This window comes from Bradyrhizobium barranii subsp. barranii (assembly GCF_017565645.3).
In the GTDB taxonomy this organism is placed as follows: Bacteria; Pseudomonadota; Alphaproteobacteria; order Rhizobiales; family Xanthobacteraceae; genus Bradyrhizobium; species Bradyrhizobium barranii.
In genome coordinates, this window is sequence record NZ_CP086136.1 from 7,865,865 (window position 1) to 7,882,542 (window position 16,678).

A 16,678-nucleotide genomic window follows, 5' to 3' on the forward strand; every position below is an offset into this window, starting at 1 on the left:
CTTGCTCCCTGTCTGACGTTTTGCTTGGAAAAGGATCGCAAGGCCATGATCGGGCATCCTTGCCCCAAGTCAAAGCCTCCGAAAGTCACAGCCTGCACTGCGTGCACCGCACAAGAATACAAGCGCATGCCTCGATTGTGGTCCGGCCAACGCCAGCGCCCGCACGAACATGACACCGGTGCGACGGAGCCACAGGCCACAGCAAAGCATTAAGCTTCCCGGGCGTTCGCAACCAACAAGCACCTTCCCGATTTACTATTCGTACCGTTACTATCGGTTCCAATGTGCGCGGCCGGGAGGCTTCTCGCAAAGCGCCAGAGTTGTGGGAGGATGACATGAGTGCCGCGAGACCCGAGCCGCTTGCCCGTCAGGCGCTGGCGTTCGTCCTGGCCGGCGGACGCGGCAGCCGGCTTCTGGAACTGACCGACCGGCGCGCCAAGCCCGCGGTCTATTTCGGCGGCAAGTCCCGCATCATCGATTTCGCGCTGTCCAATGCGGTCAATTCCGGCATCCGCCGGATCGCGGTCGCGACCCAGTACAAGGCGCACAGCCTGATCCGGCACCTTCAGATGGGCTGGAACTTCTTCCGCCCCGAACGCAACGAGAGCTTTGACATCCTCCCGGCCAGTCAGCGCGTCTCGGAGAACATGTGGTATGTCGGCACGGCGGATGCGATCTATCAGAACATCGACATCATCGAGTCGCACAACGCACGCTTCATCGTCGTGCTCGCCGGCGATCACATCTACAAGATGGACTACGAGGTGATGCTGCGCCAGCATGTCGACAGCGGCGCCGACGTCACCGTCGGCTGCCTCGAGATGCCGCGCGCGGAATCTTCCGGCTTCGGCATCATGCATGTCGACGAGAACGGCTGGATCCAGCAGTTCCTGGAGAAGCCGGCCGATCCGCCGCCGATGCCGGGCAAGCCAGACGTCTCGCTCGCCAGCATGGGCATCTACGTGTTCGATACGAAATTCCTGTTCGACCAGCTCAAGCGCGACGCCGAGGATACGAACTCCAGTCACGATTTCGGCAAGGACATCATCCCCTATATCGTCAAGAACGGCCGCGCCATCGCGCATCAATTCTCGACCTCGTGCGTACGCTCGGGCAGCGATCCCCGCGCCTACTGGCGCGATGCCGGCACGGTCGATGCCTATTGGGCGGCCAATATCGACCTCACCGACGTCGTGCCGGAGCTCGACCTGTTCGACCGCGCCTGGCCGATCTGGTCCTATGCGGAGATCACGCCGCCCGCCAAGTTCGTCCATGACGAGGAGAGCCGGCGCGGCCAGGCCGTGAGCTCGCTGGTCTCGGGCGGCTGCATCATCTCCGGCGCCTCGCTGCGCCGCTCGCTGCTGTTCACCGGCGTGCGCGTCAACTCCTACGCCACTGTCGAGAACGCCGTGATCATGCCCTACGTAAACGTCGCTCGCGGCGCTCGCTTGAAGAACGTCGTGATCGACCGCGGCGTCGAAATCCCCGAGGGGCTCGTCGTCGGCGAGGACCCGGAGCTCGACGCCAAGCGCTTCCGCACCACCGAGCAGGGCATCTCGCTCATCACCCAGACAATGCTCGACAGGCTCAATACATGACGCCTGTTCGCGTCCTCGCGGTCGCCTCCGAAGTCTACCCGATCGTCAAGACCGGCGGCCTCGCGGATGTCGCCGGCGCACTGCCGCTTGCTCTGAAGGCGCACGGCGTCGAGATGCGCACGCTGATGCCGGGCTATCCCGACGTGATGCGGATGCTGGGGGGAGCCGGCGAAATCCGGCGCTGGCCGGATTATTTCGGCGGCCCCGGACGCCTGCTCGCGGGCTCGCATAACGGGCTCGATCTGTTCGTGCTCGACGTGCCGCATCTCTATGCGCGGCCGGGCGATCCCTACGTCACTCCCGAGGGCGTCGACTGGCCCGACAATGGCCTGCGCTTCGCCGCGCTGTCACGTATCGCCGCCGACATCGGCCACGGCCTCGTCCCCGCGTTCGTGCCCGATGTGGTGCACGCCCACGACTGGCAGGCGGGGCTTGCGCCCGCGTATCTGCACTATGACAACCGTCCGCGCCCCGGCACCGTGATGACCATCCACAACATGGCCTATCAGGGCAAGTTCGATCGCACGCTGACAAGCGCGATCGGCCTGCCCGCGGCGGCGGCGTTCGACGTTCACGGCCTCGAATATTTCGGCGGCATCAGCTTCCTCAAGGCGGGGCTTCAACTCGCCGATCGCATCACCACGGTATCGCCGACCTATGCGCAGGAGATCCAGAGCGATGAAGGCGGCATGGGGCTCGGCGGCCTGCTGCGCGAACGCGCCGATGTGCTGAGCGGCATCCTCAACGGCATCGACACCGACGTGTGGAATCCGCAAACCGATCCGCACATCGCCTACCGCTTCGGCGCGGAGGATCTCACGTTCCGCGCCGCGAACAAGGCGGTGCTTCAGCAACAGTTCAGTCTCGATTCCTCGGACGAGGCACCGTTGCTCGGCGTCATCAGCCGCCTGTCCTGGCAGAAAGGGCTCGATCTCCTGCTCGAGGCCATTCCGACCATTTTGGGCGACGGCATGCAGCTCGCGCTGCTCGGCAGCGGCGATCGCGATCTCCAGGATCGCTATCAGGCCGTCGCCCGCGCGAACCCCGGGCGGATCGGCGTCGTGATCGGCTATGACGAGATTCTGGCGCACCTGATCCAGGCCGGATCGGACGCGCTCATCGTACCCTCGCGGTTCGAGCCGTGCGGCCTGACCCAACTCTACGCGCTGCGCTACGGCGCTGTCCCGATCGTGTCGCGCGTCGGCGGCCTCGAAGACACCATCGTCGATATCGGCGAGGCCAACACATCGGACCGCGACCCGACCGGCTTCAAATTCGCGCCCGTCACCGTGGAGGCCCTCACCGGCACGCTGCGCAAGGCCAACACCGCCTTCCACAACAAGGCGACCTGGCGCCGGCTGCAATTGAGCGGCCTTGCGACCGACGTCTCCTGGCGCAACCGCGCCGGCGACTATGCCGTGCTCTATCGCGATCTCATGGCGGCGCGCCGGACGTAGCGTTTTCGAGCGGAGTAGATACCGGTTCGCGTAAAGAAAACGCGTCAAAACAAGAATCCAGAGCCCCGTTCCGATTTCATCGGAACGGAAAAGGCTCTAGCCATGATGACCACCGAATCCATGCTATAGAGCCGGCATGGACCCTTTCGCGATCAAGCTGATCGGCTTTGCCGCCGCAACCTGCACCACCGTCGCGTACGCGCCGCAGTTCATCAAGGTCTGGAAGACCCGCTCGGCGCGCGACATTTCGCTCGGCATGTTCCTGGTCATGGTGCTGGGCCTGGCGCTCTGGCTCATCTACGGCCTGCTCTCTGGCGACGCCCCGCTGGTCGCGGCCAACGCCATCACCATGGTGCTCGCCGGCGGTATCCTGTTCATGAAGCTGAAGTATGGGTGAGGTTGAAGCTGCGTAGGACGGATTGGCGCGTGTACCCATAAAATCCGGGATGTCCATTTTTGAGGGACCCCGGAGCCGACACCGACAATCGATCATCGTGTGGTCCGTGCGGTACCTGAAAGGTAACGGTCCTTGATCCAGATCAAGTCAGACTGTTTGTAGCCCGCTGCTTAATTGCCAATATGCCAGGCCGCAGGAGCCGCCTCCGTTAGCGGCGCCGGAAACATTCTTCGTCGCTACGACGCCGCCGTAATATGAAGGGGCAGCGACAGACGTATCTCAACACCGATCTCGCGTTCCCAAGGGGGCGCCTATGAGTAGATCAGAAGCTGACGTCCAAGATCTGCGAATGATGGAAAGATGCCTCGAACTCGCTCGGCAAGGGGTGAAGCAAGGAGAGCTGCCATTCGGCGCCGTAATCGCGTTTCGAGGACAGGTCATCGCAGAAGCGACCAACCACGTTTCATCGGAATGCGACGTGACCCGACACGCGGAACTCGTGGCTCTTTCAGAGGCGCAGAAGATTCTAAGACAAAAGCGTTTGCCGGATTGCACCTTGTATTCAATCGTCGAACCTTGCCCAATGTGTTCTTTCCCGGCACGGGAGGCGCGGATTGGTCGCGTGGTGTTCGCCATTTCATCTCCGATCATGGGCGGATTTTCGAGATGGGACGTTCTGTCGGACAACAATCTGTCGAGCAAATTGCCGGAGGTCTTCGGACCTGCGCCGGAAATCGTCTCTGGCTTGCTATCCCAAAGGGCCGAGCAGGTTTGGCGCGACTGGAACCCGCTCGCCTGGCGATTTATGAGACGACGAGGCTGCTTCGGACGAGCGGCCGAGCAGACTTCGTGCCACGCGGGCGCGCCTCGGCCAACGTTTTCCTGGAACGCGCTGGCGGATATTTTGGCCGCGCCGGCTCTTTCGGTGAGTAACGTCTTCCTGCGCCGGCGTGCAGATTCAAACACCATCTCGGACCTGGACAAGCCTGGAGTCTGAGATCGGGAGCGCGCTGCTGCAGGATCAGGCGCGTGTGGCTATCGTTTCAAGTGCACGCGTCGGAATGGGGACTCGGTCTCGTGAACACAGGTGCGGGAAACCAAAGTGAGCTCCGAGCCGTCGCTTGGCGCTGCGCAAAGCCATCACCGCCATGACAGAGTCAACGGCGAGCCGGCCAAGACCAGGGAGTTGCCCCGGGTCTTGAACAAGCGAACGTCCAATCTTGCGCAGTTCAGGCTTACCTGCTGGCCCGATATCTATGAGCGCTGCCCTCGGAAGTTTTCGATGAGCGGGGTTTAGAACAACACGACAGACGGCAAAGGGAATTCTGAGTTCGGAAGCAATTCGAGCGACGATCTGCGACTCCATATCGGCGGCAACCGCCCCGGTGATGCCATGGAAATCCCGTCTCTCTTCAAGACTTGTCATCGGGGAAGCGACACCAGCTATCGCAGAGTAGCTGGCACCCGGGATCATCCGAATGAGTTCCTCGGCCCAGGGGAGGTCAGCTGGATAAGCTTCATCTTTCGCGGCAAATACCGACGAGGCGATGACGATGTGACCTGGTCGGAGCTTCGGATCTAGCCCGCCGCACACCCCGAAACTTATAATGCCGCGCGCGCCATGTCTGATGGCGTCACGCAAGTAAAAGGCGGTCCGGTCACCTTCAGCGATCATCGCTGGCACGCCGGCTATTCTGGCCTCGATCGCAAGTCCAACTACGGCGACGACCGCCTTCACGTCACAGCGGGGGGCGCCAGTCTGAGCGTCGTTGACCGTGACATGCAGCGTCATCAGAGGCGTCGATAATCCCAAAACCGAAGTATTTCCAGACTCGGACAATCAAGAGTAAGCCGGCACTAGCACTGTCCGTCTAGACAAAATCGACAGGCCTCCCGATTGGAAGCCAGTTGTTGGAGAACTGTGCCTCGGACACCACAGCTGCCGCCTGATCGCGGCGGAGACTCGCACCTTCAATGGCGCAACGAACCCAAAGCGGACTCCTCGCAAATACCGTGAATCGCTGTGCTTCAGCGAGAGCGATGCCATGATCGAATTTTGCCGCTGTTTTGCCCGACGTGTCAAACCCGTCGAAATACCGCTCGCGTATCCTGCCCGGCAAAAGTACTCTGCTAAGCCATTCTATTTGCTGGGCCGTTCTACTGTGCATGGGGTTGTTTTCGACATTTTTAGTCGGAACCCCGTAGGGTGGATTAGCCCGCGGCTGCGCGAAGCGCAGTCCGCCAGCGTAATCCACCACCTTCATTGCGGCTCGATGGTGGATTACGCTGCGCTAATCCACCCTAAGATTCATCCAAACACATACGACGCCATCGCGACGTTCGCGACCTCGTCGACGAAGACGCGCTTGCCAACGTCGCTGCCGGCGGCACCTGCCGCCACCATCAGCGGCAACAGATGGTCCTCGCGGGGATGCGCGAGGCGCGCGCTCGGCGCGTTCTCCCAGTCGACCAGCATCGCGTTGCGGCGCGCCGCATCCGGGTTGCTGATCGCCTCGTTCAGATAGGCCTCGAAATCATACGAGACCGGCTTCGACTCCGGCCGGTTGAAGCCGCGCATGTTGTGATAGGTGAGCCCGCTGCCGACGATCAGGATGCCTTCGTCGCGGAGTGATGCGATCGCCTGTCCGACCTTGATGTGCTCGGCCGCATCGTAGCTCGACTTCAGCGACAGCAGCACGATCGGCATGTCCGCGTTCGGATACATCAGGCCGAGCGGCACGAAGGTGCCGTGATCGAAACCCTGATTGGGATCCTCCCGGCAATCGAGGCCCGCGTGCTCGAGCAGCGCCCTCACCTCCGCGGCGAGCTCGGGCTTGCCCGGCGCCGGATATTTGAGGTGATAGGTATGCTCGGGGAAACCGGAATAGTCGTACACCATCGGCGGATGCGCCGAGGTCGACACGGTGAAAGCGTCGGCCTCCCAATGACCGCTGATGACGAGCACGGCCTTGGGCCTCTCGGGAAGAAGCTGCGGCAGCCGGCCGAACTCCGCGGCCGTCTTGGCATATTGCACCCGCCGGTCCTCCATGAAGGGCCAGGGGCCGCCGCCATGCGACAGGAAGAGGGTTGGAAATCGCGTCATGGATGCCGGCTCGTCTCGTTTACAACATGCGCGTGCGAGCTGCCCGCGCGAACGGCGGCGAGCATAGGCAAACCGGTATGGTTAGCAAGTCGTTAACGATTTGCCGCCCACAATCCGGCCGTGGCCGAAGGGAGTCGGCCTGAAGACAAGCGGGACGTGAGATGAAGAAGTTTGCGCTGGGGGACGTCGTCAACAGTGACAAGGGCCGCCGCGGCGTCGTTCGCGCCGCCTACAGGTCCAAGGACGGCCAGCAGTTCTACGCCGTCGAGAAGGACGGCGCGATGGACCACCTGGAAGAACACCGGCTGAGCCCGGCGCCGCGCGTCGAACTCGCGGCCTAAGCCCAACTCATTTTCTGCTCTCACTTGCAAGCCGGTCCAGGCGATCCGACCAGGGGTCGTCTCCGCTCGCGATGCGATCGTTCGTGATCAGCAGCAGGCGATCGCGGCCTGCGGCCGCGTCCCAATGCGGCAGATCCGGGCCGTTGGGATTGCCAGTCTTCGCAAAGTTGATCCAGTAACCGCGCATGCGGTTCGCGACCTCGCGATCCCCCCATGTGAGCGGTCCCGCGCCGGGCACGCCTTCCGCGCCGAAGATGAATTGCAACTCGCGCCCGTGCCCTTCGTCGGGATTTGTGCGCCGGGCCTCGGTCACGTAGGCGAAGCGATAGCGAAACGTAGGCGCACCGGTTGCCGCATGGAGGCGGGCAAGCAGCCTTACCGGCTCGGAGAAAACCTTGTCGGTGTAGAATCTGGCTGCGCGCTCCGATGGTCTGGCGATATCAGGGTAGAGCTGGCGCAACTCATCGCTGCTCTCGCCCGAGGACGCCAGCGTCTCCTTGATCTCCCGCTCGCCGTCGAAACGCGTCTCGTCGTCATTCGAGCCGATCATAAGTGGAATGCGGCTTTCATGTCCTGCTGCAAATCCCGCGGCCACGTCTTCGCGCACCAGGATTCCATCCATCGCGGGCGCGAAGCTGCGCTCGGATTTGGCGAGCAGTCTTTGTTCGGCCGCAAGCAGCCGCGCCGGCGCGGCGACGCGCAAATCCGCCTGCTGCCCCAGCGCCGCCACGAATTGCCGGCCCATGGTCTCCGCCTCCTGCACCGGGCGCAGGCGCGCGCGGCCGGGCAGCGATTGCAGAATGGCTTTCTGGAACAGGTCGCGCGATTGCGCACACAGCATCAGCAGCGCGATCGACGTCGCGCCTGCGCCGCCGCCGAACAGGGTGACGTTGTTCGGATCGCCGCCGAAGGCGGCGATGTTGTCGTGCACCCAATGCAGCGCCGCGATCTGGTCCATCAGGCCGTAATTTCCGGAGCCGCCTTCCGACAGCGCGGGATGAGTGAGCCAGCCGAGCGCGCCGAGACGATAATTCACGGTGACCACGATGAGGCCGGCTTGCGCGAGCTTTGCACCGTCGAACAGCGGATCGTTCGCGGTACCGCTGACGAAGCCGCCGTCATGGATGAAGACCATCACCGGCAGCGGGCCGTCGACGCCGAAGGGACGGAATACGTTGAGCGTGAGGCAGTCCTCGCTCGTATCAGGCTGCGAGGGCTGAAGGCACGGCGCGCCGTACTCATAGGCGGTGCGCATCTCGGGGTTCTCGGCCGTTGCCTGCGGTGGGCGCCAGCGCAGTGCGCCGACCGGAGCCGCCGCGTAGACCAGCCCCTTGAACGACGCCACCTCGCCCTCGACCGCACCGAGCATCTGTCCTTCACGCGTCAGCGCGAACGGAAACTGCCCGACCGCCTGAGCGACGGCCGCACCGTCCCAGCAAAGGAGTGAAGACGCCACAACGAGCGCAAACTGGAGTCGCATCCTGGGGGATCTCGATGCGCCAAAAGGTTCCTCGACAGGTTACGTCTGCGGCCCGCGGTGAGGCAAGCTCGGCGGCGCCGGCTAGCCGCCCTTGGCGACGATCTCCGCCAGCGCGCGGCGTGCGACGATGCCGAGCTCACCAAGCGTGGAATGGCCTGATTGCGCCGCCTCGATCAGGCGCTCGGCGATGAACCTGCGGCTGTCGTGATCGCCGCCGTGCGGCAATTGGCGGCACGTCTGCTCCAGGACGACGTCCATGTTGGCTTTCGTCCGCTCGCTCAACTCTGTCATGACGTCCGGTTGGTACGCGTGGCTTGTAACCGCAAGCATACACAGAAGGATGTGGTCTGATTAGCCCGGACAATCCCGGCGGTTGTGCATCGCGGTGCGTGTATCGCGGCAACCTTCGCGCGGTCACGATGGTGCCGCAAACGACTACCGAAGATTGTACCTGTCCTGATGACAAGCCAAGCCTGCGGCGATAGCCTGCCGGCAAAACAAAAGACACGGGAGGAATACCATGCCAGACGCAATGGTCGCCGCACGTGAGTCCAAAGCGGCGAGTGGAACAGCCCAACAAGTCGACGTTGCCGTGGTCGGCGCCGGATTTGCCGGCCTTTATCTTCTCCATCGCCTGCGCAAGTCCGGCCTCACGGCGGTCGCCCTCGAGGAAGCCGGCGATGTCGGCGGCACCTGGTACTGGAACCGCTATCCCGGCGCCCGCTGCGATATCCAGACCATCGACTACAGCTACACTTTCGATCCCGAGCTCGATAACGCGTGGACCTGGTCGGAGAAATACGCGACCCAGCCCGAGATCCTGCGCTATCTCGGCTTCGTTGCCGACCGCTACGATCTGCGCCGCGACATCCGCTTCAAGACCAAGGTCACCGAAGCCAAGTGGGATGAAGCGACTGAGCGCTGGCAGCTCACCACGAGCAGCGGCACGCCGGTCTCCTGCCGCCACTACATCATGGCTACAGGCTGCCTCTCCGCGCCGAAGCCGCCGGAGATCGACGGCGTCAAGGATTTCGAGGGCAAAGTCTATTTCACCGGGCGCTGGCCGCATGACGGCGTCGATCTCGCCGGCAAGCGCGTCGCCGTGATCGGCACAGGCTCGTCGGCCATCCAGTCGATCCCGCTGATCGCCGAGCAGGCCGCGCATCTGACCGTGTTCCAGCGCACGCCAAACTTCGCGCTGCCGGCGCATAACGGCCCCTCGCCATCCGATCGCATGGATATTTTCCAGAGCGACCGCGCGGCCTATCGCGAGCAGGCGCGACAGTCGATGACCGGCGTGCCCTATCCGCAGCAGACCGTCGTGAGCTGGCAATTGAGCGATGCCGAGCGTCGTGAGCGGTTCGAACGTGCCTGGGCCGCCGGCGACCTCGTCCACATCCTGACGCAGCTCTGGGCCGACCAGGGCGTCGACTTCAACGGCAATGCGCTGATCGGCGAGCTGATCCGCGAGAAGATCGGCGCTGCCGTGAAGGATCCGGAGACGGCGGCGGCGCTGATGCCGCACGACCATCCCTTCGGCGCAAAGCGCCCCTGCCTCGATACCAATTACTACGCGACCTACAATCGGCCGAACGTCACGCTGGTCAATCTGCGCCAGGAGCCGATCAAGGCGATCACCGCGAACAGCATCACGACGGCCAGGCGCAGCGTCGATGTCGACGTCATCGTGTTCGCGACCGGCTTCGACGCCATGACCGGCGCGATCCGCGCCGTGCATCCGATCACCGGACGCGGCGGCAAGTCGCTGACCGATGTCTGGGCGCAGGGGCCGCAGACCTATCTCGGGGTCACGGTCGAAGGGTTCCCCAACTTCTTCATGATCACCGGGCCCGGCAGCCCGTCGGTGCTGTCGAACATGGCGGTGTCGATCGAGCAGCATGTCGACTGGGTCGTCGACCGCATCGCTGCGCTGCGCTACGCCGGCTTCACCACGATCGAGCCGACCGAGACCGCGCAGGCCGGCTGGGGCCGGCACATGACGGACTGTTCGATGGTGACCCTGCACCGGCTCGCCAACACCTGGTACACGGGCGCCAACGTCCCCGGCAAGGTGCAGGGCCTGATGCCTTACACCGGCGGCGTCGGCCCCTATCGCAGCATTTGCGACGAGGTCACGGCCCGCGGCATGCTCGGCTTCAAGCTGACCGGCCCCAACGGCGCCGCGCAATGCAACGACGGCGAGGTGGTATGCCTGCAGCCGGATGTGCGGCTGGTGCTGAACCTGCTGGCATCGCTGAACCTGCCGCCGATCGAGTCGATGGGCGCGCTCGGCGCACGCGCCTTCGTCAACGAGTTCAACAAGGGCCGGCCCGCGGGACGGCTGATCGGCGATATCGTCGACGGCACGCTGCCCGGCACGGACGGCCCGCTGCCTTACCGGATCTACAAGCCGGCAACGCCGGGGCCGCATCCGGTCGTGGTCTATTTCCACGGCGGCGGCTGGGTGCTCGGCGACGAGCAATCGGACGAGCCGCTCTGCCGCGATCTGGTGCGGCGGACCGGCATGATGTTCGTCAGCGTCGGCTATCGCCACGCGCCCGAGCATCGTTTCCCGACCGCGGCCGAGGACGGCTATGCGGCAACACGCTGGATCGCCGAGCACGCGACAGAGCTTGGCGGCAGGCCGGGCCCGGTGCTGGTCGCGGGCTGGAGCGCCGGCGGCAACATCGCCGCCGTCACCTGCCAGCTTGCGCGCGATCGCGGCGGGCCTGAGATCGCCGGCCAGCTCCTGGTCTGCCCGGTCACCGACTGCACCTTCGACCGGCCCTCCTACAACGACAACGCGACCGGCTATTTCCTGACGCGCTCGCTGATGTACTGGTTCTGGGACCTCTACTGCTCACCGGCCGACCGCACCGATCCGCGCGTCTCGCCGCTGCGCGGCAACGTCGCCGGTCTGCCGCCGGCCTTGGTCGTCACCTGTGAATTCGACCCGTTGCGCGACGAGGGCATCGCCTATGCCGAGGCAATGGCGGCCGCCGGCGTCCCGGTCGAGCAACTCAGGGCGCGCGGCCATTTCCACTCGTCCTTTGCGATGGTCGACGTGGTGATCACCGGTGTAGCAGGCCGGGTGCAGATGGCCGAAGCCCTGCGGCGCTTCGCCGGGCTTCCGCCGGAAGTCGGCCGCGGCGATGAGGATAGCCACGCTCATGCCAGCCCGGGCCACAGAATCGCGGCGGCCGCGAGCTGATTTGCGACAAGGCGGCCGGGAACCTTTTCCCGGCTGCTGCGTTAAGCGCTTGGCATTAAGATGCAGTGATAGGTGTGGGCCCCGGCACGCAGATCCGCGTGTTGGGGCAATTTTTGTTGCGTGAGGCGGGACGATGGGAGACGTGGTTGCGGATTCAAAGGTCGATTTCGGAGCGCCTGCAACCCTGCATAAATGGCCGTCGCTTGCGAACCAGCGCCGACCGGACAGGGATTCTTATCCGATAAGCGAAGGTACACTCGACCAGTGCATATCGGCCTTCATGGAGAAGCCGGCCACGACCAGGCATCTCTATGAGATTCACACGATTGCGCAGCCGCCGCTGGTCACCGATATCCTCTCGCCCGAGCACGTCATCGAGCTATCGCGGTTGAGAGAATTTCTCTGATTGCGTGCAGACGCGGAAGCTGCACGCGCGCGACAAGCTTTTCATTAGGCAGGAACCTTCTACCGGATTTTCCCGTTAACCGGGATCGAAAGTCGAGACGAGAGCCCCAAGATGCTTGAAGCCGGCGTACCATCCGCGGTCGTGCCCTATGGCGCAGACCAGACCCTGTTCGTGGTGATTGATCGCCGCGACAAGGCGACTGAAATCCACATCGAACGAAGCGATCTTGAAGCCACCATCGGCGAGCTCGTCGCCGGCTGCTTCAACGATCCGATCAAGGTGATCTCGTTCAACACGCTCGAGCACTGGATGAAGGACATCTCGACCGAAATCGCCGGCGAGATCAAGGCGCGCTGCGACATCGATGGCGTCCGGCTTCCCGACTATCTCAGCGACTTCGTCGAGAGTCATACCTGACCGCGCCCCGTCCTCGTCGATACGCTCCAAATCGCAAGCAAAATAAAGCGCCGCGGAAGCGGCGCTTTTCGTGTGGCAGCATTATTGTGTGAGCATGATCTTATCGGAAAACCACTCCACGCTTTGCCGGATCAGTGGTGCCAGAACAACGCCAGCAGCAGAACGATCGGCAGCGGCACGCCAAGCAGCCAAAGCAAAGCACCTCGTCCAAAACCCATGACTTCCTCCTCCACATTCATCATTGACATGACGCCAGAGACGAACAGAAGTTCCGCGCCTCGCAGCAAGGGGCGAATGCGTTCAGTGCATGGTTATCAGGCGCGCCGGTACCTGCCGGCGATGACCTCGATTTCGCGGCGACGTTCGCCGGCGAAGGTCAGGAGCTTTTCGATCGTCAGCGTATCCGTGATCCGTTTGGCGAGCCGCTCGGCGCGCGCGGCCTGATCTTCGAGATACTGGATCGTGTTCAAACGCCGCCTCCCCCGAGGACCCCAAATTGGAGCCCCGACTTGTTTGGGCAGCCATGGTGCGTCAGGGCGACTAACACTCGGTTAAGCGGGGCGGCTCAAGTCAATGAATCGCGTTCTATCGCACCACGTCGAGCCGGACATTGGTGATGCCCTTGTCGACCATGCCGAGCGCCTCGGCCGCGGACGGCGAGATATCGACCACGCGTCCGCGAACATAAGGCCCGCGGTCGTTGACCCGGACGGTCACGAAGCGGCCTGAGGAGACGTCGGTGACGCGCAGCTTCGTGCCGAACGGCAGGCTGGGATGCGCCGCGGTCAATTCGTTCTTGTCGAACCTCTCGCCGCTCGCGGTCTCCGTGTCCGAATAGAAGCTGGCAACGCCGTGCGAAGCGGTTTGCTTTGCGTCACGGTCGGGGACGCGTACCCGGCTGATCGGACGCGGATGCAAGGCCGCTACCCTATGGGGCCGCTGGACCGCAGCCTGCCGATTGGTGCCAAGATCGGCCTTCTGGCGGCCGACCGGCGATTGTGCGCAGGCGGCGAGCGATGCGGCACCGACGATGGCGAGCAGCAACCGGCATGAGCTTGCGAGGGAAATTCGGGCACTTTCGGCACGTGCAATGCGAGACATGGTACGCCCTCCGAACTGCCCGGAGTTTCGGCGGGCAATGAGGGCAGAACCTTGGCTGAAGGAAAGCAGGCTTAGGGCCACGACCGTTTCGCGCCGGCTGTGGCGATTCCACCACAGTGGCGTGTCCTAAGTCGAGCCAGACTCGCGAAAAACTAACCCGATACAACGCGCCAGACGATCGAGCGCGTCTCCGGCTGCGCGTCGCTCGCCTCGGTGTCACCCTGCAGGAGCCGCATCGGCTCGCGCCGATAGAGCCGCCGCCAGCCGGTTTTCAGGCTGGCGAGAAAGTCGAGTTCCCGTTGCGTCAGTGTGCACATCATGGACCCGATCCGGTTGCGAAGGCCGCGCCGTCAGCCGACGAGGCCTCCCATCGGCTTGACGTCAGCACTGCCGGGGAAGACCGCATCCGCCAGCACCTTCTCCTCGACGCGCAGATGATCCCTGAGCAGACCCTTCAGCACGGCGCGGAGATCGGTGGTCGGCTTGAGGTCGCGATCCTCGAACAGTTGCGCGGACTTCAGTCCCGGCCAGTCCGCGATCACGCGGCCGCCGGTGAGCGCGCCGCCAATGAGGAAGGCGACCGTGCCCGTGCCGTGATCCGTGCCCTGCGTGCCATTGATGCGCGCGGTGCGCCCGAACTCGGTGACGACGGCGACGACCGTCTCGCCCCACACCTCGCCCATGTTGCTCTCGATCGCGGCAAACGCACCGTCGAGCGCGCCGAGCAGATTGTAGAGCTGGCCTGACGCTGCGCCTTCCGCGATGTGCGTATCCCAGCCGACGAAGCCCATCGCGCCGACGCGCGGGCCGTCGGGCTTGGCGAGATAGCGCGCGGCGGTGCCGGCGGCTTCGGCGAAATAGGCGCGCACGCGCGCGATGCCGGGCGGCATCAATGTCGGATCGTCCGACATCGGATCGCCCGTGCCGGGCGCGCCGCCGAGCGAGGCGAGCTTCATGCGTGCCTGGAGCACGGTCGCAAGCTTTGGATCGGTGTGCTGGTAGAGATCGAGCAGGCGGTTCTGCGTGTCCTCGCTCGCCGGCAACAGTTTTTGCGGCACCCATGTCATGACGGGCGCCGAGCCGCGCACCACCAGCGGCGTCACCGAGCCGATGCCGAGCGCACGGCTGCCGCGCGGATCGACGCGCCCACCCGACTCCGTCGCGAGCAGCGCGCGGTTGAGCCATCCCGATGCGGTGGCACCGGGCTTGGTGAACCCGCTCTCCAGCACGTCCTGGCCGTCGAAATGCGAGCGTTCGCGGTAGGGCGTCGCGGCGGCATGGACGATTGCGGCCTTGCCGGTCTTGTAGAGCCGGTGCAGGTTCGGCATCGCCGGGTTGAGCGCGAAGAAGGAATCGAGCGGCAATGCCGGCGGCTTGCCGTCCAGCACCAGCGCGCGATCGCCGCGCAGGCCGACCCAGTCGGGATCGCCCACCGGCGCGACCGCACCGAGACCATCGAGCGCGCCACGCAGGACGACGACGAGAAGGCGCGGATCGCGCCCTTCGGCGCGTGCGATCCGCGGCATCTGGCTCCACGCGAACAGCGCACCGGAGCCGACCAGAAGTTCGCGCCGCGTGGGCAAATGATTGTCGAAGCCCATGCTCACCTCCTCTGAAAATCTGCCGACATGAACAGCAGCGCCAGCGCCTGCTGGCGGCTCTCGGCGCGGCCGACCGCCTGCTTCACTTCGGGCGCGATCTGCGATGCGAAGACGTCCTCGATGATCCCCTGCGGATCAGCAGTGGCCGCCACGCGCTCGGCAAAATTGTTGGCGATGTCGAGCCGCCGACCGATGCCATCGATCCAGCTTGCCTCGTCATCCGGATAGCCCTTGGGCGCCGACGGCCGCCACAGCCCTTCGCCGAGCAGCTCCTGGCCCGCCGTGAAACGCGTGGGGTCGACGACCGTAATCCCCGTCGCGCGCACCATGCCAACGCCCCATTCGCTCGGACGCTTCAGTTTTGACGGCGACCCGCGCCACGCGTCGTCCGACGAGACCATCGTAATCGCGACCTGCTTGAGATCGCCCTCGGTGTCGCGGAACGTCTTCGCCATTTGTTCGACGAGTGGCGGAGGCGGCTCGTCGGCCACGAAATGCCGTGCGAGCTTGGTTGCGACATGGGTCGCGGTCGCCGGATGCGCAGCGAGGTCGCGCAGCACGGCGCGGCCCTGCTCGGCGTCCTCCTGCTCGTAACGCTTGCCGAGCACCGTCTGCCCGCCGGGCTCGTGGAGCCGCGGGTTGAAGGTGAATTCGCCGCCGTGCTCCGGATTGTCTCCAGGAGGAACAAGCGTCCATCCCGTCAACACATTGGCGAAGCTGATCACGTCGTCCTGAGTGTAGCCGGTCCGCACACCCAGCGTGTGCAATTCTATGATCTCACGCGCAATGTTTTCGTTGAGGCCGCGGCTGCGGTTGATGCCGGCGATCGAGTTCGCGCCCATCGAGCCCAGATTGTCGAGATAGAACAGCATCGCCGGGTGGCCTTCGACCGCCAGCAGAAGATCGACGAAGTGGCCGAGCGCATTTGCGCGAATGGCCTCGCGTTCGTAAGCACCCGACATGCTCTGGATCTTGTAGGCCGAGATGCAGAAATGGTTGGACCAGAACCACACCAGCCGCTCGGCGAAGCCGATGTCGGCGGCGAGCGCGGCTTCGGTGCGCAGCTTGGCTTCCTGCAAGTAGATCGGACGGCCGGGATCGGGAACGGCGTCGGCTGCCTGCTTGGCCGCCATCTCGGCAGCATCCTTCTCCTGGCCCTGTGCTGGCGCTTGCCCCTCGGTCTGCGCCTGAGCCTGAGCCTGGTCACCCGGAGCAGTTGGCACCGCAGCCACCTGCTGCTTCTTGGCCTGTTGCTGCGCCTGCTTGGCGCGCGCGGCTCGCCGTGCATTGGCATCGGCCACTGTGCGATAGGCCTTCGCACTGGTGGGAAGGCTGGCGGCGGCGCTCAATGCGAGCGGCCGATCGAGCTCTGCGATCAACGCGCCGCGCGGGTCGGTCCCGACAGCCGCGAGTGATCCCGGTCGCGGCCCCATCCCGAACCGATGAAGCGCCAGCACCGCTTCAGCCTTTGCAGAATTGCTCATGGCGAACGCCCAATTCTCCGAGCCACCCGACGGCAGCGCGATGTTGCCGCGTGCGGACTACGAACCGTAATGCTACAGACCG

Annotated in this window: 17 protein-coding genes; 8 read left to right on the forward strand and 9 right to left on the reverse strand. The window is 64.3% G+C overall.

What is annotated here, in order from left to right; translation table 11 throughout:
* Positions 1-335: 335 nt before the first annotated feature.
* From glgC to J4G43_RS38310, 4 genes are all read left to right on the forward strand, one after another.
* Positions 336-1,598 carry a glucose-1-phosphate adenylyltransferase gene (gene glgC / locus J4G43_RS38295; RefSeq protein ID WP_085401567.1) on the forward strand — a complete coding sequence of 421 codons (1,263 nt, stop codon included), beginning with the start codon at positions 336-338 and terminating at the stop codon, positions 1,596-1,598.
* Positions 1,595-3,055, forward strand: a complete 1,461-nt coding sequence (gene glgA, locus J4G43_RS38300; protein ID WP_208088092.1) for a glycogen synthase GlgA — start codon at positions 1,595-1,597, stop codon at positions 3,053-3,055. Before glgC ends, glgA begins: the two co-directional genes overlap by 4 nt.
* Positions 3,056-3,191: 136 nt before the next feature.
* Positions 3,192-3,452, forward strand: coding sequence for a SemiSWEET transporter (locus tag J4G43_RS38305; RefSeq protein ID WP_085401565.1), 261 nt, complete (start codon positions 3,192-3,194; stop codon positions 3,450-3,452).
* Between the two features lie 313 nt (positions 3,453-3,765).
* Positions 3,766-4,449 carry a nucleoside deaminase gene (locus tag J4G43_RS38310; protein WP_208088093.1) on the forward strand — a complete coding sequence of 228 codons (684 nt, stop codon included), beginning with the start codon at positions 3,766-3,768 and terminating at the stop codon, positions 4,447-4,449.
* 24 nt (positions 4,450-4,473) lie between these two features.
* Here the strand turns inward: J4G43_RS38310 and J4G43_RS38315 are convergent, their stop codons facing one another.
* Together J4G43_RS38315 and J4G43_RS38320 are read right to left on the reverse strand one after the other, a co-directional pair.
* The gene (locus tag J4G43_RS38315; protein ID WP_208088094.1) at positions 4,474-5,244 is read right to left on the reverse strand and encodes a phosphorylase family protein; all 771 of its coding nucleotides are present in this window, start codon (positions 5,242-5,244) and stop codon (positions 4,474-4,476) included.
* Positions 5,245-5,760: 516 nt separating this feature from the next.
* Entirely contained in the window at positions 5,761-6,555 is a 795-nt protein-coding gene (locus J4G43_RS38320; protein WP_208088096.1) for a DODA-type extradiol aromatic ring-opening family dioxygenase, read from the reverse strand.
* A gap of 161 nt (positions 6,556-6,716) precedes the next feature.
* On the opposite strand from J4G43_RS38320, the gene J4G43_RS38325 reads away from it, so the two are divergent.
* On the forward strand, positions 6,717-6,896 hold the full coding sequence (locus tag J4G43_RS38325; RefSeq protein ID WP_014493109.1) for a hypothetical protein: 180 nt from the start codon (positions 6,717-6,719) through the stop codon (positions 6,894-6,896).
* Positions 6,897-6,903: 7 nt separating this feature from the next.
* Here the strand turns inward: J4G43_RS38325 and J4G43_RS38330 are convergent, their stop codons facing one another.
* Positions 6,904-8,376: a carboxylesterase/lipase family protein gene (locus J4G43_RS38330; protein ID WP_208088097.1), complete on the reverse strand. Its 1,473-nt coding sequence runs from the start codon at positions 8,374-8,376 to the stop codon at positions 6,904-6,906.
* An 81-nt stretch (positions 8,377-8,457) separates the two neighbouring features.
* A complete protein-coding gene (locus J4G43_RS38335) occupies positions 8,458-8,706 on the reverse strand; it encodes a hypothetical protein (protein WP_063979742.1) in 249 nt (82 codons plus the stop codon).
* Positions 8,707-8,896: 190 nt separating this feature from the next.
* Between J4G43_RS38335 and J4G43_RS38340 the strand changes: the two genes are divergently transcribed.
* From J4G43_RS38340 to J4G43_RS38350, 3 genes are all read left to right on the forward strand, one after another.
* Complete coding sequence (locus tag J4G43_RS38340) at positions 8,897-11,587, forward strand: flavin-containing monooxygenase (RefSeq protein WP_208088098.1); 2,691 nt, start codon at positions 8,897-8,899, stop codon at positions 11,585-11,587.
* Between the two features lie 133 nt (positions 11,588-11,720).
* Complete coding sequence (locus J4G43_RS38345; protein ID WP_208088099.1) at positions 11,721-11,993, forward strand: hypothetical protein; 273 nt, start codon at positions 11,721-11,723, stop codon at positions 11,991-11,993.
* 111 nt (positions 11,994-12,104) lie between these two features.
* Positions 12,105-12,410, forward strand: a complete 306-nt coding sequence (locus J4G43_RS38350; protein WP_208088100.1) for a hypothetical protein — start codon at positions 12,105-12,107, stop codon at positions 12,408-12,410.
* Positions 12,411-12,724: 314 nt separating this feature from the next.
* Here the strand turns inward: J4G43_RS38350 and J4G43_RS38355 are convergent, their stop codons facing one another.
* The 5 genes from J4G43_RS38355 to J4G43_RS38375 form a co-directional block, all read right to left on the reverse strand.
* Positions 12,725-12,880, reverse strand: coding sequence for a hypothetical protein (locus tag J4G43_RS38355; RefSeq protein WP_166343542.1), 156 nt, complete (start codon positions 12,878-12,880; stop codon positions 12,725-12,727).
* Positions 12,881-12,995: 115 nt separating this feature from the next.
* Positions 12,996-13,511 carry a septal ring lytic transglycosylase RlpA family protein gene (locus J4G43_RS38360; RefSeq protein WP_085401556.1) on the reverse strand — a complete coding sequence of 172 codons (516 nt, stop codon included), beginning with the start codon at positions 13,509-13,511 and terminating at the stop codon, positions 12,996-12,998.
* A gap of 152 nt (positions 13,512-13,663) precedes the next feature.
* Positions 13,664-13,831 (reverse strand): hypothetical protein, encoded by a 168-nt coding sequence (locus J4G43_RS38365; RefSeq protein WP_208088101.1) that lies wholly within the window; start codon positions 13,829-13,831, stop codon positions 13,664-13,666.
* 30 nt (positions 13,832-13,861) lie between these two features.
* The gene (locus J4G43_RS38370) at positions 13,862-15,112 is read right to left on the reverse strand and encodes a DUF1501 domain-containing protein (RefSeq protein ID WP_208088102.1); all 1,251 of its coding nucleotides are present in this window, start codon (positions 15,110-15,112) and stop codon (positions 13,862-13,864) included.
* Between the two features lie 2 nt (positions 15,113-15,114).
* Positions 15,115-16,596, reverse strand: a complete 1,482-nt coding sequence (locus tag J4G43_RS38375; protein WP_208088103.1) for a DUF1800 domain-containing protein — start codon at positions 16,594-16,596, stop codon at positions 15,115-15,117.
* Positions 16,597-16,678 lie beyond the last annotated feature (82 nt).